This is a genomic window from Burkholderiales bacterium (assembly GCA_013695435.1).
Lineage (GTDB): Bacteria > Pseudomonadota > Gammaproteobacteria > Burkholderiales > JACMKV01 > JACMKV01.
The window spans coordinates 1-24,875 of the sequence record JACDAM010000029.1 but is presented as its reverse complement, the minus strand read 5'-3'; the positions used below and the strand labels follow the sequence as shown (position 1 = coordinate 24,875).

General features: G+C 63.2%; 23 protein-coding genes. 4 read left to right on the top strand and 19 right to left on the bottom strand.

The features are described from left to right. The first annotated feature begins 22 nt into the window (after nt 1-22). A complete protein-coding gene (locus H0V78_01545; GenBank protein ID MBA2350500.1) occupies nt 23-202 on the top strand; it encodes a hypothetical protein in 180 nt (59 codons plus the stop codon). A 197-nt stretch (nt 203-399) separates the two neighbouring features. Next, entirely contained in the window at nt 400-1,401 is a 1,002-nt protein-coding gene (locus tag H0V78_01540; GenBank protein ID MBA2350499.1) for a serine/threonine protein kinase, read from the top strand. A gap of 16 nt (nt 1,402-1,417) precedes the next feature. On the opposite strand, the gene H0V78_01535 is transcribed toward H0V78_01540, so the two are convergent. After that, nucleotides 1,418-2,185 carry a Mut7-C ubiquitin/RNAse domain-containing protein gene (locus H0V78_01535; GenBank protein ID MBA2350498.1) on the bottom strand — a complete coding sequence of 256 codons (768 nt, stop codon included), beginning with the start codon at nt 2,183-2,185 and terminating at the stop codon, nt 1,418-1,420. A 146-nt stretch (nt 2,186-2,331) separates the two neighbouring features. Here H0V78_01535 and H0V78_01530 point away from each other — a divergent pair, with 146 nt between their 5' ends. Beyond that, entirely contained in the window at nt 2,332-2,961 is a 630-nt protein-coding gene (locus H0V78_01530; GenBank protein MBA2350497.1) for a protein-L-isoaspartate(D-aspartate) O-methyltransferase, read from the top strand. A gap of 59 nt (nt 2,962-3,020) precedes the next feature. Here H0V78_01530 and H0V78_01525 read toward each other — a convergent pair whose 3' ends face one another. From H0V78_01525 to gspF, 15 genes are all read right to left on the bottom strand, one after another. Next, complete coding sequence (locus H0V78_01525; protein ID MBA2350496.1) at nt 3,021-3,380, bottom strand: hypothetical protein; 360 nt, start codon at nt 3,378-3,380, stop codon at nt 3,021-3,023. Nucleotides 3,381-3,544: 164 nt separating this feature from the next. Beyond that, nucleotides 3,545-4,504 (bottom strand): glycoside hydrolase family 5 protein, encoded by a 960-nt coding sequence (locus H0V78_01520; GenBank protein MBA2350495.1) that lies wholly within the window; start codon nt 4,502-4,504, stop codon nt 3,545-3,547. Between the two features lie 90 nt (nt 4,505-4,594). Further along, nucleotides 4,595-6,169, bottom strand: coding sequence for a PQQ-dependent sugar dehydrogenase (locus tag H0V78_01515; protein MBA2350494.1), 1,575 nt, complete (start codon nt 6,167-6,169; stop codon nt 4,595-4,597). A 390-nt stretch (nt 6,170-6,559) separates the two neighbouring features. Continuing rightward, on the bottom strand, nt 6,560-7,384 hold the full coding sequence (gene gspN / locus H0V78_01510; protein ID MBA2350493.1) for a type II secretion system protein N: 825 nt from the start codon (nt 7,382-7,384) through the stop codon (nt 6,560-6,562). Then, nucleotides 7,381-7,878 (bottom strand): type II secretion system protein M, encoded by a 498-nt coding sequence (locus H0V78_01505; GenBank protein MBA2350492.1) that lies wholly within the window; start codon nt 7,876-7,878, stop codon nt 7,381-7,383. The genes gspN and H0V78_01505 overlap by 4 nt, the downstream gene beginning before the upstream one ends. Continuing rightward, entirely contained in the window at nt 7,875-9,155 is a 1,281-nt protein-coding gene (gspL, locus tag H0V78_01500) for a type II secretion system protein GspL (protein MBA2350491.1), read from the bottom strand. The genes H0V78_01505 and gspL overlap by 4 nt, the downstream gene beginning before the upstream one ends. 1 nt (nt 9,156) lies before the next feature. Then, the gene (gene gspK, locus H0V78_01495) at nt 9,157-10,101 is read right to left on the bottom strand and encodes a type II secretion system minor pseudopilin GspK (protein MBA2350490.1); all 945 of its coding nucleotides are present in this window, start codon (nt 10,099-10,101) and stop codon (nt 9,157-9,159) included. After that, nucleotides 10,098-10,721 carry a type II secretion system minor pseudopilin GspJ gene (gspJ, locus tag H0V78_01490; protein MBA2350489.1) on the bottom strand — a complete coding sequence of 208 codons (624 nt, stop codon included), beginning with the start codon at nt 10,719-10,721 and terminating at the stop codon, nt 10,098-10,100. Before gspJ ends, gspK begins: the two co-directional genes overlap by 4 nt. Then, nucleotides 10,718-11,299, bottom strand: a complete 582-nt coding sequence (gspI, locus tag H0V78_01485) for a type II secretion system minor pseudopilin GspI (GenBank protein ID MBA2350488.1) — start codon at nt 11,297-11,299, stop codon at nt 10,718-10,720. The genes gspJ and gspI overlap by 4 nt, the downstream gene beginning before the upstream one ends. A 12-nt stretch (nt 11,300-11,311) precedes the next feature. Continuing rightward, a complete protein-coding gene (locus H0V78_01480) occupies nt 11,312-13,810 on the bottom strand; it encodes a hypothetical protein (GenBank protein MBA2350487.1) in 2,499 nt (832 codons plus the stop codon). 52 nt (nt 13,811-13,862) lie between these two features. After that, nucleotides 13,863-14,393, bottom strand: coding sequence for a type II secretion system minor pseudopilin GspH (gene gspH / locus H0V78_01475; protein ID MBA2350486.1), 531 nt, complete (start codon nt 14,391-14,393; stop codon nt 13,863-13,865). Between the two features lie 159 nt (nt 14,394-14,552). After that, nucleotides 14,553-14,999: a type II secretion system major pseudopilin GspG gene (gene gspG / locus H0V78_01470; GenBank protein ID MBA2350485.1), complete on the bottom strand. Its 447-nt coding sequence runs from the start codon at nt 14,997-14,999 to the stop codon at nt 14,553-14,555. A gap of 58 nt (nt 15,000-15,057) precedes the next feature. Beyond that, entirely contained in the window at nt 15,058-17,013 is a 1,956-nt protein-coding gene (locus tag H0V78_01465; GenBank protein MBA2350484.1) for a S8 family serine peptidase, read from the bottom strand. Beyond that, entirely contained in the window at nt 17,010-17,357 is a 348-nt protein-coding gene (locus tag H0V78_01460) for a hypothetical protein (GenBank protein MBA2350483.1), read from the bottom strand. The genes H0V78_01465 and H0V78_01460 overlap by 4 nt, the downstream gene beginning before the upstream one ends. 44 nt (nt 17,358-17,401) lie before the next feature. Beyond that, entirely contained in the window at nt 17,402-18,619 is a 1,218-nt protein-coding gene (gene gspF / locus H0V78_01455) for a type II secretion system inner membrane protein GspF (protein MBA2350482.1), read from the bottom strand. Between the two features lie 392 nt (nt 18,620-19,011). Here gspF and H0V78_01450 point away from each other — a divergent pair, with 392 nt between their 5' ends. Continuing rightward, entirely contained in the window at nt 19,012-19,764 is a 753-nt protein-coding gene (locus H0V78_01450) for a haloacid dehalogenase type II (protein ID MBA2350481.1), read from the top strand. Nucleotides 19,765-19,796: 32 nt separating this feature from the next. Here H0V78_01450 and gspE read toward each other — a convergent pair whose 3' ends face one another. From gspE to H0V78_01435, 3 genes are all read right to left on the bottom strand, one after another. Next, nucleotides 19,797-21,398, bottom strand: a complete 1,602-nt coding sequence (gspE, locus tag H0V78_01445; GenBank protein ID MBA2350480.1) for a type II secretion system ATPase GspE — start codon at nt 21,396-21,398, stop codon at nt 19,797-19,799. A gap of 45 nt (nt 21,399-21,443) precedes the next feature. Continuing rightward, on the bottom strand, nt 21,444-23,669 hold the full coding sequence (gene gspD / locus H0V78_01440) for a type II secretion system secretin GspD (protein MBA2350479.1): 2,226 nt from the start codon (nt 23,667-23,669) through the stop codon (nt 21,444-21,446). Between the two features lie 76 nt (nt 23,670-23,745). Continuing rightward, complete coding sequence (locus H0V78_01435) at nt 23,746-24,696, bottom strand: PDZ domain-containing protein (GenBank protein ID MBA2350478.1); 951 nt, start codon at nt 24,694-24,696, stop codon at nt 23,746-23,748. Between the last annotated feature and the right edge of the window lie 179 nt (nt 24,697-24,875).

Here is a 24,875-nt window from a genome sequence, read left to right as displayed (position 1 = left end):
GCTTGCATTCGTCGTACTGGTATTGAGCAAGACACTCGATCGCGCGCCGGCCGTCATCGAAGAATCGTGGCCGGTGAAATTGCCCGTCATCGTGCGCCGCCACACCCAGGCGCTCGAAGAGGGGCTTGAAGCCGCGGTGCCGGTTCTGTTTTTCATCGCAGCATTGTCGGCCAGACGCGCAATACGCTTGCGCATGGCGTGAACGGCATGGGAAGGCGGGCGATTGCACTCAACCGCCCTTCGACGACCTCAGAGCTTGCCCTCGAAATGCCCCCCGATTAGGGCCTGGTACTTTCGAGGGCAAGCTAAATCGGGGCGAACGGCACTTTAAAAAGAGGCGTTTTCACCCGCTGCGGTCAGCGCGCTACAGGTTCGGGCGAACGCCCGTACAATCCAGCCATGACAAGCGAGATCGCCCGGACCGCAGCGCCCTACTCCGCCCTGACTCCCGACTGCGTGCTGAATGCCCTCGATAGCGTCGGCTTTCGCAGCGACGGACGCCTGCTTGCGCTCAACAGTTACGAGAATCGCGTTTATCAGGTCGGCATGGAGGATGGCCCGCCGCTGGTGGCCAAGTTTTACCGGCCAGAGCGCTGGAGCGATGCCGCGATTCTCGAAGAACATGCGTTCGTGCAGGAGCTCGCCGAGCGCGAGATTCCGGTGGTCGCGGCGCTGCCGCTCGCCGATGGCGCGACGCTGCACGTGTTCAACGGATTCCGCTTCGCTGTGTTCCGCAAGCACGGCGGGCGGGCGCCCGAACTCGACGCTCGCGATACGCGCGAATGGATGGGCCGTTTCATCGGCCGCATTCACGCGATCGGCGCTCTGCAATCGTTTCGGCATCGACCGGCTCTCGACCAGGCTACGTTCGGCGAAGAGCCGCGCGATTTTCTGCTGGCGCACGATTTCATCCCCGCCGATCTCGCCGATGCGTATCGCAGCGTCGTCGCCCTGGCGCTGGCGGGAGTGCAGCGTTGCTATGAGCGCGCCGGCGCCGTGAAGTCTTTGCGGCTGCACGGCGATTGTCATATCGGCAACGTGCTGTGGACCGATGACGGACCGCACTTTGTCGATTTCGACGACAGCCGCACGGGGCCGGCGGTTCAGGATTTGTGGATGCTGCTGTCCGGCGAGCGCGCCGAAATGGCGCGGCAACTTGCGGATCTGCTAGCGGGCTACGAAGATTTCTGCGAGTTCGAAACGCGCGAACTGCATCTGATCGAAGCGCTGCGCACCTTGCGCTTGATCCATTACTCGGCGTGGCTCGCGCGCCGCTGGCACGATCCGGCGTTCCCTGCCGCCTTCCCGTGGTTCAACACACAGCGCTACTGGCAGGACCGGATTCTCGAATTGCGCGAGCAGATCGCGTTAATGGACGAGGCGCCGCTATGGTCTGCTTGAGCCGCGGGCGCGCACATCAGTGCATCGTCGTTGCGGGATTCGAAGCTGCCGATTCCGCCGCGAAGCGCGACATCCTGTGCCAGTGCGAGCCTTTCCAGTAAATCCGCGCGCAGCAGGGGCAACTCCAGAATTCGTTGAAGGTGACCGCAGTCCTCGCCGGCAATCTGTCCCGCACGGCGTCCTTGCTGGCCGGTTGCAGCTTGCTATTGCAGCGCAGGCAACGACTGAACGGGCGTAGCCGCCCGGCCAGATCGAAGCGCCGGATCACATCGCTGATCTGCGCGCGCGGCCGCTCATCCCGCACGAAATAACCGTGGACGATGGCGCGGTGCATGAGCAGATCGCGGTCGCGAGTCAGCACGATGCGCTGTCCGGACGCAGCGAGGCCGGCGATTTCACGATCGGCAAAGGTATTGCGATACAGCGTGTCGAAACCCAGCATGCGGAGCAAGCGGGCAAGGCCGCCGAGATGGGCATCGGCGATGAAACACGGCTCGCCGGCAATCCCCGGTCGCAACTTTTGCAGTTGCGCAATTGCCGGGGCGAGCGCATGGAAAGCCGGGTATGCACTGATTTCATCGCCATCGCGCACCCGCTCTGAGAAATCGACCGACAGGCCATTGACCAGCACGAGGTCGACCTCGGTGTGCGGCACGCCGCAGCTTTCGATTGCATTCTTGATGGTCACGTCATGCGCGCACTGATAGGCAAAGCGGTTTTGTCGGCGCACGGGCGGCAAAAAGTCGTTCAGTTCCGCGTAAAATCGAACACTGACAGCAACCATCCGCCCTCGCTTCGTCTAAAAAGATTTTAACGCTACCCGGACCGCCGACCATGCTGCGCATCCTTCGCCTTGCCTCTTTCGTGTTCGCATTCGCGCAACAAACGAGCGCTTTTGCGGACGACGAATTCGCCGAACCGCGGCGGGCAATGCTCGAGGATATCGAAGCTCTCGTCACCCTGACGCGCGCGGAAACCGGCCGGGCCAAACTGGATCCGCGCGTCATGGCGGCGATGGCGAAAGTTCCGCGTCACGAATTCGTTCCCGCCGGGCAACGCGAGAGCGCCTACAAGAACCGGCCGCTATCGATCGGCGAGGGGCAGACCATTTCGCAGCCTTATATCGTAGCGCTGATGACCGATCTGCTCGATCTCGAATCCGATGATACCGTTCTCGAAATCGGTACCGGCTCCGGCTATCAAGCGGCCATCCTGGCCGAGCTGGTCGCGCGGGTTTATACGATAGAGATCGTCGCCTCCCTCGGCCGCGAGGCCGCGGAAAATCTGGAAAGCTACCGGCATGTCTTTACGCGCATCGGCGATGGCTACAAGGGCTGGCCCGAGCACGGGCCGTTCGATGCCATTATCGTCACCGCCGTCGCCGACCATATTCCGCCGGCCCTGCTCGACCAACTCAAGCCCGGCGCGCGCATGGTGATACCGGTCGGCGCGCCGTTCATGGAGCAGCAGCTTGTGGTCGTCGAAAAAAACGCCGATGGCACGATCAGTCAAACACCGATTCTGCCCGTCCGCTTCGTACCGCTGACGCGCGATCGATAGCGAGGTGCGGCTCACAGCGCATGCATTAGCTGTCAAGGGCGCGTGCGATTGGGCGCCGATCATTTCAGGTCTTCGATCGCGAGGCGGTGGTAGCGGTGAGCGAACTCGAACGGCACACGGCGAATGACGTTCATCGCGCGCGCCGCATCGGTATCGCCGGGCGCATAGATAAGCAAAAACGCCGCGCCTTGTTTTGCCGCATCCAGATGGATTTGCACGGCCTCGTCACTCTTGCTCAATCGCGCTAGGAAGCCGGTATTTTCGTCGAGATTGCGCTCGGCCGCGGCAGCGACTTCTTCGTCCGTGCGCAGGATGCAATCGTGCGGCTCATATCCCCCTGTCGCCAGATCTCGCTGCACCTGCTCTGCATCGTCCTTGTTTTGAAACGCGGCCACCAGATAACCGATCGGGTAAAAGATGCCAAAGTCCGTTGCAAACTGTTTGTGTGGTTCATTCGCCGGCTCGCTCTTATTCGTCCTTTTTGAGTTAGGGTAATGCGTTGCTGATGCCTTTCACAGCGCGCTCATGATTTTATACCAGACAGGGAATCTTGATTCCCTGTCCAACCCTCGCCCTTGACGCGCTAGCGCCCACCGATGGGTTCAGCCTTCTTGCTCGCCAGCCACGCCTGCACGAATGCGCCGAAACGGGTCGGCTGCCAGTTGCGCTCGAACATGCTTGGATACCAGTCGTAATCGGCGATCCAGGCAGTCCAGGAAACGCCTTTCTCTTCGGCCCATTTCCGGAAAGGCGCGCCGAAATCCTCGACGGTGCCGTTAACCTTGGTGGCGTGCACGTAACCGAAGCCCCATTCCGTGACGAACACCGGATATTTGTCGGCGACCACGCCGATGTTTTCTTCCCAGCCTTTGTTGCCGCGGTTCCAGCCGAGAAAATTCGGGTAGGAGCCGCCCGGATAGACATGTCCGACATACGCGAGGTTGCGCCCTTCCAGCGGATAATCGACGGCGCCGGCAATCTGCTGCGAAAAATGCGGCCCGCCGATCAGGAGAATGTTGTCGGGCGCGACTGCGCGGATCTGATCCACCCATTGCTGCGCTTGCGATCGCCACGCGCGCCAGATCTTGTCGTCGGCCGGCTTCGGCGTGACCGGTTCGTTGAAAATCTCGTAGAAAACATTCGGATAATCCTTGAAGCGCGGCGCGACGTCGGCCCAGAAGCGGCGGGTTTCCTCATCGCGCACGAACGGGCTTTCGCCGTAATGCCAGTCGATGATGCAGTACAGGCCTTTTGCCGTGCAGTAATCGACCGCCGGCTCCAGAAATTCTTTCACGTAGCCCTGCGGATCGGGCAGGTAATAGCCCGGGAAAACCGGCAGACGCACGACTCTGGCGTGCCAGCCGCGCGCCGGGTCGGTCACCAGATCGATCATAAACTCAGGGCCGGGCCGCTTGAGCGTGACGTCGTGAAGCTCAATCAGCGATACGCCGCGCAGGACGACGACGCGACCGCCCGGGTCCTTGAAATGCTTGCCGTCGACGTGCAAACGCGGGGCGGCAGCGACCGCGATTTTGGCGGACACCACTGGCGAGGGGGCAGCCGTCTGTGCGCCCTCCGCAGGCGCGGCCAGAAGGAAGGGAAGCCATAGTCCGATCAGGCAAAGGCGTTTCAATTAGCGCCTTCCGCCACAGCATCGCGCGGATCGCTGCGCGCGGCGCATCCCGAACAGCGCGAATACGACAAGCAGCGCCAAGCCGGCGTCGCGCCCATCGCTGCCGCCGACCGTGCAGCCGCCTCCGCCACCACTCTCGGCGGCATCATCGTTCACGAGTGTCAACACCGCGCTGGCCGGTTCGCCGATCGCCGCCCCGCTCGCCTGGCTCAGAGTCAGGCGCAGCGTTTCATCCGTTTCTACCGCCGCATCATTGGTGACCGGTACGCTGAAAGTTTTCGGCGCCGCATCGCCGGGCGCGAAAGTCAGCGTCCCGCTGAAGGCGGTGTAATCGGAGCCGGCGATGGCGCTACCATCGGCGCTTCGATAATCGACCGTTGCAACGCCGGCAGTCGGACCGCTGCGGGTAACGGTAATCGTCGCGCCGCCGGCGCTTTCGTTCACAGCATAGGTGGCAGCGCTGAATTGCACGGTCGGCGGATCGTTGGTCGTCGCCCGTATTCTGAACACACTGCCGGCCGCCATGCCGTTGCCACGGGCAAGGTAATACAGCGCGCCATCCGGCCCGACTTGCAGGTCGACCGGAAACGCGATGCCGGTCGCAAAAAACGGCGCAGTAGCGAGATTGGCCGGATCGAGCTGGCGGATCCAGCCGCTGCAGAAATCGGAAAAAAAGTACAAACCGGTAAAGCTGGCCGGAAATTGCGCGAGCGGCGGATTATAGAAAGCGCCGCCGGTAATAGCACAACCCTCGGTCGGTCCGTTGCCCGTGCCATAAGCGAATAGCGGCGCCCGAAAGCGCGGATCGGCAGTCGGCCCTTCGGTGTCGGGCCAGCCGTAATTCGCGCGCGCGACCCCGTCGTTGATTTCCTCGAAACTGCTCTGGCCGACATCGTTGATGAACATGCGCTGCCCCCCTCCACTGGCAGCCGGCTGAAACGCGAAGGTGAACGGATTGCGCAAACCGAGCGCCCAGATTGCGCGATTGACACCGGCAGCCTCGTTGAAAAACGGATTGTCGGGCGGGATCGTGCCGTCAGCATTGATACGCAGAATCTTACCGAGCCGGTTGGCCAGAGTTTGTGCGTTGGATGGGTTGGCATTTTCGCCGGTCGCGATATACAGCTTGCCGTCGGCGCCGAAGTGGATCGCCCCGCCGTTGTGATTGGTCGCCGCGGACAAACTGTCGAGCTCGACGAGGACGGCTTCGCCTGGCGCCGCGACATCGCCATTGGCAACGAAGCGGCTGACGCGGTTGTGCGTCGCGGCAGCCGGCGTCGACGGCACCGTGTAATAGATGTAAACGAAGTTGTTGCGCGCGAAATCCGGATCGAACGCAACGCCGAGAAGACCGCGCTCACCGCTGGCATCGACGCTGACGGCAAGGAAAGGCTGCGCCAGCAGTTGACCATCCTTGATTACGCGAAGCTCGCCGCCTTGCGTCGTCACGAATAAGCGGCCATCCGGCGCGAACGTCATCGCCGTCGGACTCGACAACCCGCTCGCGATCTGCGTTTCCGCAAAGCCGGCGGATAGCGTTGCCGCGCGCGAATACTGGCTGGCCATCGCCAGCATCAGCAATAGCGACAGCGCTAACACCCACTCGACCAGCGTCTCCCTTACAGCCTTGCCTTGCGTGGTTTTTCTTGCTCCGGTTCTATTTTTCATTGTGCAAATCGCGCTGTCTTGTTTTCTCCCTCTCTTTGAGGCGCAAGGCCGACGGCGCCGCCTTAAAACCTTCCCCCAACCCGGCGCGCGGACACGTTACCGCGAGCGGCCGTTTGCGGGAAGCGCGCCTTGGCCCCGCCTCCCGCAAGCGGGCCTACGGCTAACGTGTCGGCGGGGCCCTCCCCAGCAAGTGGGGAGGGAGCACCCCAAAGGGCGATCACGTCGACGAGTTCGAATTCTGCCTCGAATGTTAATCGAAGGGCGAGTGGAGGACTTAGCCAGAGCTTCGATAACAGGCTAAGGCCCCCCCGAAAACGCCAGCCTGAATACGCCGGGCTCCTGTTCCTTGCCGAGCAGTTTCAAGAGATCGTTCAACTGCGCGCGCTGCTGTGCATCGGCGCGCGCCGTGCCGCTGAAACTTGCGCCGCGCTGCGCGCTCCACGCGCCGCTGCCTTCGACTTGCAACGCGCCGCGCAGTGTGGTCACGCGCATATCGGCTTTGTCGCTGCTCGCACCGATCGCCGCGCGGTAATCGCCGAGCGGGTTGACCTTGCTGAGGCTCGTCGATGCGTTCAGCCAGCGCAGTTCGGCATCGCCGGTCGCCGCCTTTTTACCGGCATTGAAGGAAAAATCGGCGGTCGCGAAGCGGAATTGTCCACCGGGCTGCCACAACCCGAGCTGCGGCCAGATGGCAAGCAGCGTGTCGTTCGCGGGCAAAGCGGCCTCCGCATTCTGCAGCCGGGTGCGGCCCCAGCCATAGCTCAAGGTCGCTGTCGCCGGCGCCTTGCTGTCGGCGATGCGGATAGCGGCGGCGAGTTCGCCCTTGACCAGCCGCCAGATAACCACGTCCCAATCGATCGCGGCCAGACGCCAGCTCTGCTGCGGCGCGAGGGTAATGATCAGCGCATCGGCGCTGCCGCGCCAGAACGTACCATGTGGACGATCCAGGCGCACCGTATTGTCGGTCCACCCGGTCAGGAGCCGCCCGGCAACGGTCGCCGGCAAGGTCGCAATCAGGAACACCAGGTAAATCAGGAGACCGGCGAGTAAGGGCACCCAGCGGAACCAGCCCGAGGCGGGCGCCGAAGCGGTGCGGCGCCGCTGGGGCAGCGCCGCTGTCATTTCGGGTGGGCGCTGACGAAAACCGCGTTGACCTTGACCATGCCGGGTTCGGCCAGCGCCTCGACCTGGGCGGCTTCCACGCGGATACGTTGCTCGTTCTGCAGCGTTGCCACCCATGCCAGCCATTGATCGAAAGCGACCTCGGCGAACTGAACGCGGCTGCGATTGTTGCTTTCAGTGGTTACGCGCGTGATCTTTTCGCGCACGTTGCCGGCGACGGCCGCCTGCTCGATGGCGCTCTGCAAACCTTGCGCCGAAACCGGCGCGCGCGGCAACGCCTTCAGGCGTTCGATCTCGGCGGCATCCTGTTCGATCTGGCGCGCACTCGCGATCAATTGCGGGACGCGCGTCTGCAGCCGTTTGCGATCCTGTGTGATCGGCTCCCAAACGAATGCATACAACAGCGCAACGAACAGCAGTGCCGCGCCGCCGGCGAGAATGGCGCGTTCGCGCGGCTCGCGCTGCTGCCAGAAAGCCGTAAAGCCTTGCTTCATGAACTCGCTCCGCTTGACAGCGCGAAGCGCGCTTCGACGCCGCCGGGCTTCGGATTGATCGCCTCGAGCCTGACGGCGAGATTCGGCGCTTGCAGCGCGTCCTTCAGCTTTTCGGCGGATTCGGCATCGGGCAGCAGGATGTCGACCTTGAGCTCGCCGGCATCGTACTGCAACGAACTCAGGCGATGGTTGGCGGACGCTTCGATGAGCCGCGTCGCCCGCGCCAGCAGCGGCAGGAAATCATTGGGCTCCGCCTGTCCGGCGCCGCGGCGCAGTTCCTCAAGATTGCGGCGCATTTGCAGCGGCGCATCGACCACCACCCTGGCGTCCGGAAAAGCGCTGCGGAAGCGCTGCTCGATGGTTGCCTGCAGCGCGTCTCGCTGGCGGTGCAGAGCGAACCAGTCGACAGCGGCGCCCACGATCTGCACGGCGATAATCAGTCCGAGCAACACAAGCGCCGGGCGCAAACGCGGCAACCAGTCGCGGGCGGCGCTGCGCGGCGCGAAATCATCCTGCATCAGGTTGATGCCGTCATCCGCGCCCAATCGATCGATGCGCTCGAACCAGTCCCAGCGTTCGCCGGCCACTACATCGATCTGCAACGCATCGGCCCACTGTTGAATATCGGGCAGAACGGCGCCGCGCGCCGGCCGCACGATTAGTTGCGCAGGCGCGGCGTTCGCGGGGTTTGCGGCGCTTGTGATGGCTGCGCGCGCCTCTTGCAGCGCCAGCAGCAAGCCGATCGGCGGCTCGCCACCCACCCCACCATCGAGGAAAACACCAGAGGCTAGGCCGCTGCGCAGAAAGCCTTCGCCGCCCTTCCATACGATGCTCCAGCTTTCCGGCGCCAATGCCGGCAACAGCGTTTCGACCCACATCGCCTGCGGCTTCAGCCGCGCGTTGCGGAATTGCGCGAGCACCGCGGCGAGCCAGGCTTTGTCGACTACGGCGACGGCGGTTTGTCCGTCGGCCTGGCGCGAGCCGGCGATGGCGTGGATTTTCTCCGGCTCGGTCATCACCCGGTCTTCGACGGCGAACGGCAGCAGGCGCCGCAGCCTTTGCCGGTTCCCTGTCGGCAACGTGATCTGGGTCAGCAGGACACGGCTTGCCGGCGCCACCAGTTCGCAGCGGTCGGCGGCCGGCATATCGCGCAACGGATTGTCGCCGGCCCGGCTGATCGCGCCGCGCGCATCGCGCAGCAGCCACGGACACGCGACCGTTTCGTCGTCGGCCAATGCTCCCAGGCGCTCGTTGACATAAACCTGCAGGGTAGACAAATCAGGAGTCTCCGTGCTTGCGCCAGATCACATTGATCCTGTCGCCGGAGCGCGCCAAGAGCGCACGATTGATGATCTGGACGCGGCCAAAACGCATGATTCCGGTCACCAGAAAATATTGACTGCCGAGGCCGAAGGTCTGATCGGACACCGTGGCGCCGCCCTTCGGCATGCGGTCGCGGAATTCGGTTTTGTCTTTGTAGTACTTGCCTTCTCTGACCACCAGCGATTTCGCGGCATCTACGGTCAAGCCTTCGAATACCGCCGCCAGCACTTGCGGCGGCGCCGTGTTCACGTTGAGGGGCGTTGGTGTCGGCAGCGCCGTCACGAATGGCCGCAGACGCGCGACCGCTTCGGCGTCGAATCCCCTGACCCGAATCAGCCCGTTGACATCGAGCAGCGGCTGGTTGGCAGCACGATAAGGCGGCTGCATGGCGAGGTAATCGAGGTCTTCGGCGCCGCCGGAACTCATCGCCTCGCTATCGAGATCGATCCAGTCGACAACGGCGTTGGCTAGGTCGGGCTTCAAGTCGAGTGCTATCAGCAGACGTTGGAATGCTTCGATGTCGCCCTCGCTGGGCTTCTCGTTGCGGACCAGATTGTTCAGATTGAACAAACCCTGCTGGTCGGTCAAGGCCAATGCGATGCTCCCGCCTTCGACCGGTAGCGCCGGCACGACCGTCGCCCAGATTTCGCCGGGATGATCGATATCGCCGCTTTTCAGGTCCTCGGCGAGGATCATCCGCGTCCATTCCAGCGCCGCCTGACTGACTGCGCTCGCCTGCGCCAGCGAGGTCAGATTCTCGACCTGACGCGCCCACACCTGCTGCTGCCACATCATGAACGATGCGACGCTCGCCGCCAGCGCCGCGATCAGGATGGCCATGACGACGGCGATGCCGCGTTGCCGGCGCGGTGCGGCAGGGAGGCTGAACGCGCCCATCATGGCAGCAGGAAAATCCGTGTGAAGCGTTCACCGGAAGCCAGCCCGACGATGATCTGCACGGCGGTCGGCATCGGATTGGCCTGCGCCGTGACTGGCCAGCGCGTTTGCAGGGTCCCGGTTCGATCCAGATAGCGCACCTCGAATTCCTTGACCCCGCGCATCAGTTCGATCACGGCCGGCTTGCTGCGCGGCGCCTGATCGAGCACCGGCCACAGCAATTGCTCGATCGCGCCTTCCCGATAGCGGAAACCGACGCGCTGGATATCGGACATGGCGCCGGTCTGATCGCCTGCCCCCATACGGCTGAAATACAGATGCGCATCGTACGCGCCGACCGGGTCGGTCTTGCCGACGAAAGCCGGAATGACAAGGTTGTTGGTGTCACGGATTCGCCGGTTCACGGCCGCCGTCAGGTCCTGCTCGAAGCGCGTGAAAAGCAGCGCGATATCGCGCCATTTGCGGTTTTCCGCGGCCAGCCGTTCGCGGCTGTCGAGCACAGCACTCAGACCGCGAAAAGCCATCCCCGACATCAGCGCCATGATAACCAGAGCGATCAGCACTTCCATCAGCGTGAAGCCGGCAGGAAGGCGCCTCTGCAAGCGATGATCCGCGGAACTCATGATCGATTGCCGGATGTGCTTCCGGCTGGATTATTCGCGGGAGTGCCGGAGGGATTGCCGGCGGGACTACCGGGAGCCTTGCCGTCCGGATTATTCGGCGGGTTGCCGGCAGGGCTATCCGGCGAATTCGCGTCCGGATTATTCGGCGGGTTCGCGGGATTCTCGGGGGGATTGTTGGCCGGATTGGCCAGATAGCCGATCAGGCGCGCGAGCACGTATTCTTCGTCATCGCCGTCGGCGCCGACCTTGATTTCGATGCGGCGAAAGCCGGGATTCGGCGTCTCGCTGACTTTTTCCCGCCAAAGCCAATCGCGCGCGCCCTGCTCGACTGTGCCGCGCTTCTCGCCAGCTTCCGGCCAATCGCGCCGCGCAATGTGTTCGGCCAGCCGGTTTTGCGCAACCCAGCTTGCCAGGATGCGGCCGCTGGCTTCCAGCGCATGATCGGTGACCCCGCCGACAGCGCGCACTGCCGCGCCGAGCGCGATTGCCACCACGGCGAGCGCGATTAAAACCTCGAGCAGGGTAAACCCGCGCGGCGCTTCGCCGCGTAAACATGCCTGGGGCAAAGCGCGGTAAATTCTCAATGCCTGTTAATTTACGGCGGGAAACCAGAGCTCATACTGCCGTGTCGTCGCTGTCGATTCGAAGCCGCTGATGTATTTCGGCCCTTCGACTGGCACATTGAAGCTTTGCAACAGGTTGACCATTTGCCTCGCCTCGCCGCGCTCGTTGCGGCGGAAATAGCGCAAATCCGCATCGTCCGGCCCACGCGTGACGGTCTTGATTCCCGATACGACGATGCCGTTCGCTTCCAGCCGCCGCTTCAGGCGCATGGTTTGCGCGAGCTGGCTCTGGTCCCGCATGTGTATGAAGATGCTGGGCGATGGGCCGCCCCCGCCGCCAGCATTTCTGTCGTTGCTCGCAGTGCGCACCGGCGCCTTGTTGCGGTTTTGCGCGGATGTTTTGCTCGAATCCCGGTACAACGCCCCCGAAGACGCAGATTGCGCCCGAACCGCGTCGATCACGCTATTCGACGGGGAGCTGTGCACGCGCACGCCCGGACGCGGCGGATTGTCTTTCGCGCGCGCCGGCGCGATCTTCTGCGCGGTGATTTTTTCTTGTCTGGCATCGATGGTTGGACGGCGTCTTTCGACCGTTACAGTCCTGGCTGGCGCCGGTGCGACTGTATCGGCGGAATTCCCTCGCGCGGGTGCTGCCGGATCGACTGGCGCGGCATCGACAGCGCTTGCTGACGCGGCATCGACGGCAGGTTCCCGCGCCCAGGCCGGAATTTCATTCGCTGCGGAATCGCCCGGGTTCGCAACGGTATCCTCGCGAACCGCAGGGGCGGCTTTGCTCATGGCCGCAGGAACGGCAGGACGAGCAGCGGCTGGAGCGGTTCCGGCGACTGGAGCAGTTGCGGTTGCCCCGGCGGCAGGGGCGGTTGGAGTTGAAGCGGGCGCAGCGAGTGCAGGGGCGGGCGCAGGCGCAGCCGCTTCAGGGGTCGGACCAGGTGCAGCCGCTTCAGGGGTCGGACCAGGTGCAGCCGCCAGCGACGGGCTAGACCGCTCAACGCCAGTCGGCTTTTGATCAGGCTCGCCGGACTTTGCGGCTGCGGCGGCGTCAGGTTTGCGCTGAAGGGTCTCGCTATCTGCCGATCGCTTTTCCGCGACGTTGTCCGCTATGTTTTCTGTCGCGGATGCAGCCAGCCGCTCGGTCGGCTCGTCCGCATTTGACGCGGGCGGCGTCACGGCGCCTTCGACGCCGATACCGCCCGCGAGTCCAGGCCCTTTCGCGTCAGCCGGTTGCTCGCCGGCAGCTTGCCATTGGGCGGCTCTTGCCAGCGTTTCGCGGGCGCGGGCCAGCGCCTGATCGGCTTTCTGTTGCACCGAAAGCGCTTGCTGTTTCTCGTTTTCGTCGCGAACCTCGGCCATCCAGCCGGCCGCGCCGAACACCGCGTAGGCGCAAACAAACAGAAAAGCCAACGCGGCGAATGTGCGTCCGCTTCGCGCTGAACGCCAACGGCGTGGCGCCATGACCGGCGCCTCCTCTATCTCCGCTGTGGCAGGAGGCGCATCGGGCATCATTTCAACGTGAGGAGCTACCCCGATGGCGTAAACCGGAACCGCAGGCTCGACATCGGCGGCGAGTACGGGCCTTCGCAACTCGCGAGCCTCGCCTTGCGTCTGCGCAGCCAGCGCACCGTGGCCGATTTGCGACTCCCACAACTCTTGCATCGTGCGTTGCAGCGGCCATGGGTCGACGTAAGGGTCGACGTGAACGGCGTCATCGCTCGTCGTGCTTGTCGCCGCTCCGGCGGCGCCTGTCGCGACCGACCGTATCACGTAATCGACCAGCGTCGAATCGACGTGCACGGGCGCGCGTTCAGGATGCTCGCGATTCCAGGCCTGGATCGGCAGCACGATTGCCGCGCGCGCAGCATCGACGTTGAGCGGCTTCAGCCGCAACGAGCGATCGAATAACTGCGGCAGACGCTGCGCCAAACGGCCGAGCTTGGCGTGCGCGCCGCCGCGCATCGCGATCAGAAAATGGGCGTCCAGATCGGCGCGTTTCACGACGCGCGGAAACTCGACGGAAAATTTTCCTTCGCCGTCTTCGTCGCCGTGATTGAGCAGATACTCTTCGAAGCGATCGAACAGGATGAGAAGCGGCGCCTTGGCAGCCCAGTATTCGATGACATGCTCGAGCGCGCGCACGCGCGGCACGCGCACTTCGACGAAGCCGGGCAGCGTTTCAAGGCAGCAGCGCTGGATTTCATCGATCAGGCCGTTCAGCGGATCAGCCTGCGCGCCCTGCCAGTTGTCCCAGAAGATAACGATCGGCTCGGTCTGCGATTGGCCAAGCTCGGTCGCCATGGCGCGCAAACGCGGCAGCACGCCGGCGTTCAGCAGCGAGGTTTTGCCGACGCCCGGCGGACCCGATAACAGCGTCACGCGCGACTTCAGAAGCCCCTGTACGACGAGATCCGCTTCGGCGTCGCGGCCGAAGAAAAACCGCGCTTCCTGTTCAGCGTAAGGGCGCTGACCCGGAAACGGCGAGGATGAAGAATTCGACAGATTTGTTTTCATGATGGGATTTCGTTACCGTCTTTGGCAACCCGTACGATAGGCCTCGAACGTTTCATTTATTTGCGGTGGCGGTACCGGAGGCGATGCGAATGCGCCCGCCGGCATCTCCCGTTATCGTCAAACGTTCGCTCCCCGCCGCCAGCGCGAGCGCAAACGGCGCATTAAACCCCGAAGGCGAAAAAATCAATCGCTCGTCCGGTCCGACCTTGCTCTCGTTGACGCGCAGATCCGCCAGCTTCACGGGCTCCGGCAATTCGCGCGGACGGAATATCTGCTCGTCGGCAATTGTCGCCCAATTCCATTCCGCATTGCGGCGGCTGAACTGATAGCCTGTGTTATCGCCGGACCACGCGATGGCGCGAGCACTGGTCACCGCCTCATCGCGCGCCTGCTCGAACAACAAAGCCAGGCGCCGCGCTTCGTTCTCCAGTGCCTGACGATTATCCGGTGCGAAGTTTACGCTAACCATCGCCAGCGCAACGCCGACAATCATCAGCACGACCAGCATCTCGATCAGCGTAAAGCCTCGCGCTGCCGCAACTGAAAAGCCGCAGCCAGGCTCGAGCGCAGCGGTTCCACTCATGTCCGGGTTTGACACCCTGCCTGCCAAGCCGGTTCGGTCACGTTGCAACCCGGGCACGATGACAAGCACGGAGGCGATCACAACACTCCTGCTGCAGCAAAGATCCGAGCGCGGTCCATCGTTGCCGCACCATCCCGCGCGACAGGCGACGGCCGGGGTTCAATTCGCGGAGCCGATGTCGGCATCATTTCCCTCGCCGCCGACTTCACCATCGCGGCCGAGGCTGAATATATCGAATTCACCGCGTACGCCCGGGCTCAGGTAGCGGTAATCGTTGCCCCACGGGTCTTTCGGCAGCCGGTCGATGTAGCCGCCGGGTTTCCAGTTCGGCGCGGCCGGCGTTGTCGCCGGCTTTTCGACCAGAGCCTGCAAGCCCTGCTCGGTAGTCGGATAGGCCTGATTGTCGAGCCGGTACAGTTTCAGCGCTTGCCCGAGCGCGCCGATGTCCTGACGCGCAGCGACGATGCGCGCTTCATCGGGGCGACTCAAGACGCGCGGCACCACGAGCGCCGCGAGGATGCCGAGGATGACGACGACGACCATGACTTCGATCAGGGTGAAACCGGCGTATTTGAGCCGTTTAGGTACTGACATATTTCTGGACATTAGCTGACTCGAATTGGCGCAGACAACACGGCCTGCGACACAGTGGGTTTAACGGATGTCAGGTCATTTCAGAGGACCGGCGGTCGCGGCGCTGCTGCGCGGCTCGGCAAAGCCCGGCGCTGGCGGCCAGCAAGAGAAGCAGCAAGGCCGGATCGAAGCGCGCCTGTTGGGTTATTGCGCAGCCCCCTCCGCCGCCGCCGCCGTCTTCCGCGGCCGGCATGACGCCGGTACCGGACAGAGCGACCCGGCTCGGGCTGGTGACTGCGTTGCTCGGCACGACCAGCGATGCGTTGCGGGCGCCCGCTGCCATCGGCATGAACGCGACTGCGATCTGGCATCTCGCCTGAAGCGCGAGAGTCTGATTGCTGCATGTGTCTGAGGTCAAGCGGAAATCCGGGGGCTGCCCGCCCTCGATCGCCGCGCTGCCCAGCATGAGTTCGGTCACGCCCGAATTGGTGAAACTCGTGGTCTGTATGGATTGCTGATTGACCAGGGTCGCCGCGAATGTGAGATTCAACGGGCTTGCCGTCAAGCCCTGCTGCGCAAGCCTGACCGCCGCGTTCGCGTCGATAATGCCGGCGCCGCACCTCGCTGTCGTACACGAGCCATCGGGAAAGGCGCGCGCCGTGCTTTGAATGATGCCGCGCACCTGCGCCGCGGTCAGATCTGGATTGATCGACAACAGCAGGGAAATCACGCCCGACACGTGCGAAGTCGCGAAGCTCGTGCCCTGCAGGAACGCGTAGGCGTCGGTGGTCGGCGAGGTCAGGCCTTCGTTCAGGGTCGACAGAATGCCGTTGGCGCCAGGCGATGTTGTGGTGACCGACCCCCCCGGCGCGCTGACAGTAACCACGCTGCCGAAGTTCGAATAAGGCGCGCGCGCGCCGCTGCGCGTTACCGCGCCCACCGTTATGACGTTCGCACAACTGGCCGGCGACGATTGATTGGCATCAGCGCCTTCATTGCCGGACGGCACGACCACTGCGCGCGCACCCGCGGCCAGAACATCGTTGACCGCGCTTTGCTCTGCTGCGCTGCACGGTCCGGCGCCGCCGAGACTGGCGTTGATGATTTGCGCCGGATTCGGATTCACCGGCGGTAAAGCGGGGCTGGCAAGCCCAGCGGCCCAGCGCATGGCGTCGATGATGTCGGATGTGTAGCCGCCGCATTTACCGAGCGCGCGCAACGGCAGTATGCGCGCCGCCCAGTTGATCCCGGCGACCCCCATCCCATTTTCTGTCGCAGCGCCGATGATGCCGGCGTTATGCGTGCCGTGCCACGAGCTGTCGGCGACATCGCAACCCTTGAAAAACCCGCTGTTCGATTCCGCCTGGGTGATCCAGTCACCTGGATCGCCGGGGTCGGCATCGCGGCCGTCGCCGTCATTGGCCGTCAACGGCATCGGCGGACTGGTTGGGTCGAGAACGATGAAGTCGTAACCGGGTAAAAGACGCGCCGTATCGATGTCGGCATGCGCGAGAATCCCGGTGTCGATCACAGCGACCACGATGCCGGCGGCGCCGGTCGTGATATCCCACGCGCCAGGCAGGTTGATGGCGCCGGTATTGACGCCGACCGGTTCCATCAGATTCCATTGATTGGTAAACAGGGAATCGTTCGGCACGCGCATGGCATAACGCCGTCGATCAGGCTCGGCGTACTCGATCAGCGGATCGGCGCGCAGCCGCGCGATAATCCGTTTGGCGTCGTTCATCGCCATCTCGTGCGGCAGATTCAGCACATGCGCGCCGCCCGACATCGCGCGCTTGTAGGACAGCGGCAGGCCGGCCGCGGCGCTGGTTCGAGCCAGCAGCGCGGCAGGATGCGCGGCGGGCTGATGATTCGCCGCCGAATGGTTCGTAACATCTGCGCGCCATTTCACTATCAAGCGCTGGGTCGATTCCTCCCGGGCCGCAGGCTTGTCCTGCGCCAACGCGCCAAGGCCGGACAAGCACTGCGCAACGGCGAGCAAGCTTCCGCAAATTCCGACCAGCACAGCGCGCTTAGTATTCATTTTTCGCCCTTTCCTGGCATTGCCTGCATCTTTTTGTCCGCTTCCGCGTAAACGACATCGTTACGCTCGCTAATACTCGCGAGTACCCCGCGCAGATGCGCGTCATCGCGAATTCCGTTGATTCTGTAAACGTGCGCATCACCTGACATCGGCCGCACATATTGCATGCCGGCGCCGGTGTCGCGCGCGAGCCGGGCGACGAATTCCGGGGCGTCGGGCTGGCGGACGGCATCACTGAACTTGATGATGACTTGCGTCGCCGGCATGGATTTCTGCGCCTGCGGCACGCAGGCCGAAACGCCCAGAAGAAGAATCAGCAAACAGCCTGGAATCGCTCGCGGCATGGTTTCCTCTTTTTAAAGAATCAGGTAGGCGAGCAGCGCTGGCCTCAGCGCACCAGCGTATTCAACTCGAAGATCGGCAACAGGATCGCCAGCACGATGATCAGCACGACGACGCCCATGACCAGGATCAGAATCGGCTCGATCAAACTGGTCAGCGCGGCGACCTGATTTTCCATTTCCTGCGTCTGCTGCTTCGCGGCGCGCTCGAGCATATTATCGAGCCGGCCCGACGCCTCGCCGCTTGCGATCAGATGCACCATCAGCGGCGGAAACATTTTACTGCGCCCGATAGAGCGGCTCAAACTGCCGCCCTCGCGCACCATGCGTTCAGCTTCTTCCAGAGCTTTGCGCATCGGCAGATTGCTGACCACGCCGACACCCGCTTGCAGTGCGGTCAGCAACGGCACGCCGCTGCCGACCAGAATCGCCAATGTACTGGCAAGCCTTGCCGTGTTCATGCCGCGAATCAGCTTGCCGAACAGCGGCAAACGCAGCAGAAACAAATGAAAGCGGTGACGCATCGCCGGTTCGCGCAATGAGCGGCGAAACACGAATGTTCCGGCGACCAGCCCGACCAGCCAGAACACGCCTGTGTCGCGCATGAAATCCGACAGCGCAATCAGCGCGCGCGTCAGCAATGGCAGCGATTGATTGGTATTGATAAAAACCGCGACGACTTGCGGCACCACGTAAGTCAGAAGCCCGAGCACGACGGCCACGGCTACTACGGTGACGATCACCGGATAGATGAACGCAAGCCCGACCTTCTGCTTCAACGCCTGCCGTTCTTCGGTGTAGTCGGCGAGCCGAAGCATGACTTCGGCCAATTGACCGGAGCGTTCGCCGGCGTCGATCAAGGTCCGATACAGCTCGGGAAAAACATCCGGGAACTTGCTCATGGCGCGCGCCAGGGTTTGTCCGGCCAGCACCTCGCCGCGCACCCCGGCCAGCACCTGGCGCAGAAACTGCGTTTCGGCCTGCTCGATCAGCGCGTTCAAAGTCTGTTCGACCGTCAGATTGGCGCTCGACAGCGTTGCGAACTGGCGTGTCAGCAAGCTGAGTTGCGCAGTGGGCAAGCCGCGGCGCAGGCGAAACTGCTGGCCGCCGGTCGACAGCGTAGCTTGCGTCAGCGCGTGCACTTCGACCGCGATCAGCCCTTGCTCGCGCAGCGTCTGCCGCGCCTGCCGCGGACTATCGACCTCGACTACGCCGCGGCGGACTTTGCCGAGCGCATCGATCGCTTCGTATCGAAAACCGGCCATTGAATGGAATCGGAATAAGGATTGCGCCGCACCTCGCTGGAACGAACGAGAGCAGGCGCATTTTCTCACGGATGCGCGCGGTGGTCACAAGTCTGTTGCCGTCAGCTAGTCGCCTTATCGATTCGGCGCTCCGTGGAAATAGCAGGGAGCCTCGCAAAGTCGGATCGACGTAATGCATAATCATGCATATGGATCAGCAGGTGACAGGCCGGGCTTTGACGCAGCAGGCCACTTATTCGACCTCGTACCTGGCTGCGTGCCTGGCCCCTTATTTCGGGAACGGAAGCCCGATCGGCGGTGCTGGATGGGAATCGCCAAAGCCGGCGCGGCGCAAGGCAGGCCGCGGCATAACCGCATCCACGGACGAAGGCTGACCCTCCGTGCAACCCGCCATGCCGGCATCGCCCAGCGATTCATCGCAGCGGCTTGCGCAAATCAAAGCGCTGACCTTCGACGTGTTCGGCACCGCGGTCGACTGGCGCGGCAGCATCGCCCGCGAAGGGGAGGAATTCGGCGCGAAGCGCGGCTGGACAGCGGACTGGGAACGCTTTGCCGACGCCTGGCGGGCCGGCTACAGACCGGGGATGAAAGACGTTCGCACCGGCAAATTACCGTGGATGAGCATCGATGCACTGCATCGCCGTATCCTCAATCAAGTGCTGCGCGATTTTAGGGCGCCGGCGCTTGCGGAAGTGGACATCGATCATTTGAACCGCGCCTGGCACCGGCTTGCGCCGTGGCCCGATACGCTGGCCGGTCTAGCCCGACTGAAATCACGCTACGTCATCGCGACCTTGTCCAACGGCAACATCGCGCTGCTCACCAATATGGCCAAGCACGCCGGCTTGCCGTGGGACTGCATCCTGTCGGCGGAATTGTTCGTCCGCTACAAGCCCGATCCGGAAACCTACCGCGGGGCGGCTCGTCTGCTCGGCGTCGGCATTGAACAAATGATGATGGTCGCGGCGCATCCCGACGATCTGCGCGCAGCGCGGGCGCTCGGCTGCCGTACTGCGTTCGTCAAACGTCCCCTGGAATACGGCCCCGGCCGGGCGCTTCCGCCATTCAACGATGGTGAGTTCGATATCGTTGCGGACGATTTCATCGATCTCGCGCGGCAGCTAATAACGGCGCTCGAACAATAACGGCGCTTAAGCGTTTTCAAGGCGCTCGTTTTTCACTTTTCGCTATCCACCAACGCAGCGCTCTCGCGCGTGACGCGCAGCACTTCTTCCAGACTCGTCGCACCGCTCGCGACCCAGCGCATGCCGTCGTCGCGCAGGCCGATCATGCCGGTACGGGCGACGGCGTAATCGCGCAGGTTTTGCTCGGATTCGGCGTCGTGGATCATGCGCCGCAAGCCGTCGTCGACGTTGAGCAATTCGTAGATGCCGGTACGGCCGCGATAACCGGTGCCATTGCAGGCGACGCAACCGTTCGCGGAATAAATCAGCTTCGGCGGATTTTTCTGGCGCATGGCGGCGATCTCGCTGGCGTCGGGCGCGTGCGGCGTCTTGCATTCGGGGCAAATCCGCCGTACCAGGCGCTGCGCCAGAATGCCGAGCAGGCTCGACGCGACCAGAAACGGTTCGACGCCCATATCGATCATGCGCGTAACGGCGCCGGCGGAATCGTTGGTATGCAAAGTCGCCAGCACCAGATGCCCGGTCAGGCTCGCCTGCACGGCGATCTGCGCGGTTTCCAGATCGCGGATCTCGCCGATCATGATGATGTCCGGGTCTTGCCGCAGGATGGCGCGCAGCGCCCTTGCGAATGTCATATCGATGCGCGCCGCGACCTGGGTCTGGCTGACGCCGTCGAGATCGTATTCGATCGGGTCTTCGACGGTCATCATGTTCTGACCCTTGCCGTCGAGCCGCGACAGCGCCGCATACAGGGTCGTCGTCTTGCCCGAGCCGGTCGGGCCGGTGACGAGCACGATGCCGTGCGGCTGATGGATCAGCGCATCGAGCCGCGCCAAGGTCGGCCCGCTCATGCCGAGCTTGTCGAGATCGAGGCGGCCCGCCTGCTTGTCGAGCAGCCGCAGCACGACGCGCTCGCCATGCCCCGACGGAATCGTCGAGACGCGCACGTCGACCGGGCGCCCGGCCAGCCGCAAGGTGATGCGGCCATCCTGCGGCAAACGTTTTTCGGCGATGTCGAGCTGCGCCATCACCTTGATGCGCGACACGATCGCGGCGTGCAGCGCGCGCTGCGGCTCGATCACGGATTGCAGCGTGCCGTCGACGCGAAAACGTACGAGCGAGCGCGTCTCGAACGGTTCGATATGGATGTCCGATGCGCCGTCGCGCAAAGCCTGGGTCAGCAGCGCATTGATCAGGCGGATGATCGGCGCATCGTCTTCGGCGTCGAGCAGATCGGTGATCTCGGGCAATTCCTGCGCGAGCTGCGCGAGATCGAGATCCTGACCGATGTCGGTGATCATCTGCTCGGCGGCGTTTTCCGAGCGCGCGTAAATCTGCGCCAGACATTGCTCGAAACGCTCGGCGGCGAGCATGACCGGGCGCAGCGGCAGGCCGACAATGCGCCGCACTTCAGCCAGAGTCGCGGCTTGCACATCGCCTTCGCGCACCCAGATTTCAACCGCGTCGCCTTCCCTGCGCGCGGCCAGCACGCCCTTGGCTTTGGCGAAGTGATAGGGCAAAAGCTTGGAAATCAGCGGGTCGGGAACCGGCAGAGCGACAGTCGACGCAACCAGGCCGCCGGAGCGGTCCGGACGCTTGGCCTGCGGCGGCTGCGGAGATCGAGGATCGTTCATCGCGCGCTTCTCATTTCATCAGTCGTTCGCTCGCTCAATTTCCAGTCACCGCGGATTGGTGCGGGCGGCTGGAGCCGGCGTGGCTGACGCGGGTGCAACTGAAGCAGGCGTTGTCGGCGTGATCAGCTTCGACGGCGTATACGGTCCTGCCTTTCCCGGGAAAGGCGAATCGGCTTCGCCGCCGGAAGGTGGCGTGCCCGCTTTCGGAATGATCCCCGGGCCTGCCGGCAGCGGCGGAAATCGCGGGGCCTCGATGTCGGGCAGGAGGAAATGCGGCTTCGGCTGGATCCTGCCCTGCAGATTGCGGATGTACTCGTAGCGATCCGAGGTCAGCGAGCTTCCCGAAATCGATTCCTGCAATACCACCGGACGCAGAAAAACCATCAGATTGGTTTTCACGCGGCGGCGCGACTCGTAGCGGAAAAAATAGCCGATGCCCGGAATGTCGCCGAGCAGCGGCACTTTATCGATGCTGTTGCGCACATCGTCCTGGATCAGGCCGCCGAGCACGATGATATTGCCGTCGTCGACCAGCACGGTCGATTCGATAGAGCGCTTGTTGGTGATGATATCCGATGCGCGACTGCCCGGCTGCGGCGGCTGTATGCTCGAAACTTCCTGGAAGATCAGCATTTTGACCGTGCCGCCTTCGGCGATTTGCGGCTTGATTTTCAAGGTCAGGCCGACGTCGCGGCGATCGATGGTCTGAAATGGATTGACCGCGGCGCCCGTCGTGCCGGTGCTGGTCGCCTGCGCGAAGCTGCCGGTCACGAACGGCACGTTCTGGCCGACGACGATTTTCGCTTCCTCGTTATCGAGCGTCAGCAGGTTCGGCGTCGACAACACGTTCGAATTGGCGTCACCTTCGAGGGCGCGCGCCAGGACACCGAGATTGATGACTTCGCCGACGCCGGGAATGGTGATGCGGCCACGCACCAGACCAACGTTGAGGCCGGCGCCCAGGGTGGCCAGATTGACTGCCGCGCCGATGATGTTGCTCCCCGGCGTTGTGTTGAAATTGGTTCCGCCGATAACTTCGGTGCTGTTCGACTGCAAGCCGGTCAGATCCTGAAACTGGATGCCGAATTCGGCCGCTTTGTCGGTGGAAACCTCGGCGATCAAGGCTTCCAGGTAAACCTGCGCGCGCCGCGAATCGAGCTGATCGATAACCGCGCGCAGCGAATTATAGACGTTGTCGGGCGCCGCGATGATCAGGGAATTGGTCGCGATATCGGCCTGGATGAAGCCGCCTTGCCCGGTGACCGAAGCGATTCCGGAACCCGCCACGCCGCCTGGCCCCCCCGCGCCCGGCGTCACCAACCCAGGCGGCGCAGTGGGCGGCGTCGTCTGCGGGGCCGGCGCCAGCTGTGTGCCGAGCGAGGGCGTTCCGGGCAGCGCCGTTCCCGGCGCGAAGCTGTCGGTCGAAGTGCTCGTTTGCGCGCCCTTCGAGTCGCCGGCCAGGATCGCGCGCAGCGTCTCGGCGATTTTTTCGGCGTCGGCGTTGCGCAAATGGACAACGTGGATGCTGCCGCCAGCGGTGACCGCGATGTCGAGCTGCTGCACCAGCTTGCGCACACGCTCGACATAGCTCGGATGATCGGCGCGCACCAGGAGGCTGTTGCTGCGCGGATCGGCGACGATCGATAAGCGGGCGCCGCCGGCGCCGGCCGCGGCCTGCGCGCTTGCGCCGTCGACGGCGAGCTTGGTTAGAAGCTGGGAGAGATCGACAGCGGATGCGTATTGGAGGTTGATCACGACCGTTTCGCCCGCCGACTGGCGATCGATCGATTCGATGATCTTGCTGATCCGTTTTATGTTATCGGCATAATCGGTGATGACCAGCGTATTCGTGTTCGGATAGACCGAGATCGTGTTGTTCGGCGTGATCAGCGGCCGCAGGATCGGCACCAGCGGCGCAGCCGATTCGAATTCGAGCGGATAAACCTGGGTGATGATGCGATCGCCGGAAATCTTGCTGTCCTTATCGACCGTCGCCGAAGCGTTCTGCTTGGCATCGGCTTCCGGCAGGATCTTGGTTACGCCCGGGCCTTCGATCGCGGTGAAGCCTTGCAGGCGCAACGCCGACAACAGAATCTGATACACCATGTCGCGCGGTACCGGGCGCGAGGAAATGATGTTGACCGTGCCATTGACGCGCGGATCGAGTATGAAATTCTTGCCGGTGATTTCGCCGACGGCCTTGATGACGGTCGAGATGTCGGCATTGACGAAATTCAGGGTAACTTTTTCCGAATTCGGGGGCGCGGCCATAGCCGCGGAGAAATGGACGAACGTGCAAAAAACAATAAGCCATGACCGGAATCCCGAACTCATCTGATCTCCGCTGTTACTGCTGCACCGTGTAACTCAAATTGATCGGTTTGCCGTTGCGCGTGCCTTCCACCGTGATCTGGCTGACCTGACCGAACTGCTGATACAGGCGCGCGAGATCGTTGTTGCTGGATACCGCCTGACCGTTGATCCTGTTCAACACGTCGCCTTGCTGCAAACCCAGTTTCTGCGTCAGGCTGCCGTCCGGGACATTGCTGATGGTGACACCGCCAGTCGGATTGACTTCGACGCCGCCGAGATTTTGCAACTGCTTCGGATCCTGCAAAGCCTTGTTCAGCTCGTTTCTCGAAAAACTGTACTGATTCGCGCCGGCCGGTTTGACCGTCAGGTTGAAGGCGTCGGCCGGCGCGCCTTCGGCTTGCGGCGCGCCTGGCGCAATGACGCTGGGAATCTCGGGCGCGACTCGCGCCGCGGGTTTGGGCGCCGTTTGGCGTGACGGAAGGGCCAGGCGGTTCGATTTCAGCGGCGCGCCGCCGGCCTTTCCCTCCAGCTCGAGAAGCTCCATCGTGCCGTCCCGGTTCAGCACCACGTGCTGCGGGTGAATCTCAGCCAGCATGACACCGGATTTGACCTCGCCGCCGGCCTTGATATGGCGATCGCCCTGGTTGTCCGAATTCAGGATCGCAAAAGCCGGCTCTTTACCGTCGGCGGCGAACACGCCTTTCAGCTTGACGTTCAGCGAAGTCAGCACCGCCGCCTGAACCACGGGCCTGGGGGCTTCAGCCGTGCCGAACAGGTGCGCGGCGACGATGAAATCGGCCGCGGCTGCGGTATCGATCGACACCCGAGCCGCGCCGGCCGGTTCGGCGATCGCTTCCGGCGACACGATTTGCCAGGTCCAGCGCGCCAAAAGCCAGCACAAGACGATGAGCAAACCGAAGGCGAGCAAATCGGGCCAGCGGTTCTTGAACCAGCGCGCTACTTGGGAATTTACAGAGACAGCCATCATGGAAAATGCGTCGAAAACGCCTCGCATCAAACGCCCGTATGGTACGCGAATTGGCTAGCGCTATCCACGCGCCAACCGTGCTTCCCGATCGCAGCAACACGCCTCGTTTGCTGAGCGGTCCGCGTTTTTTTGTAAGTATGAGCGGCGTTTGTGTAAGTTCTACATGGAAAGTTCGC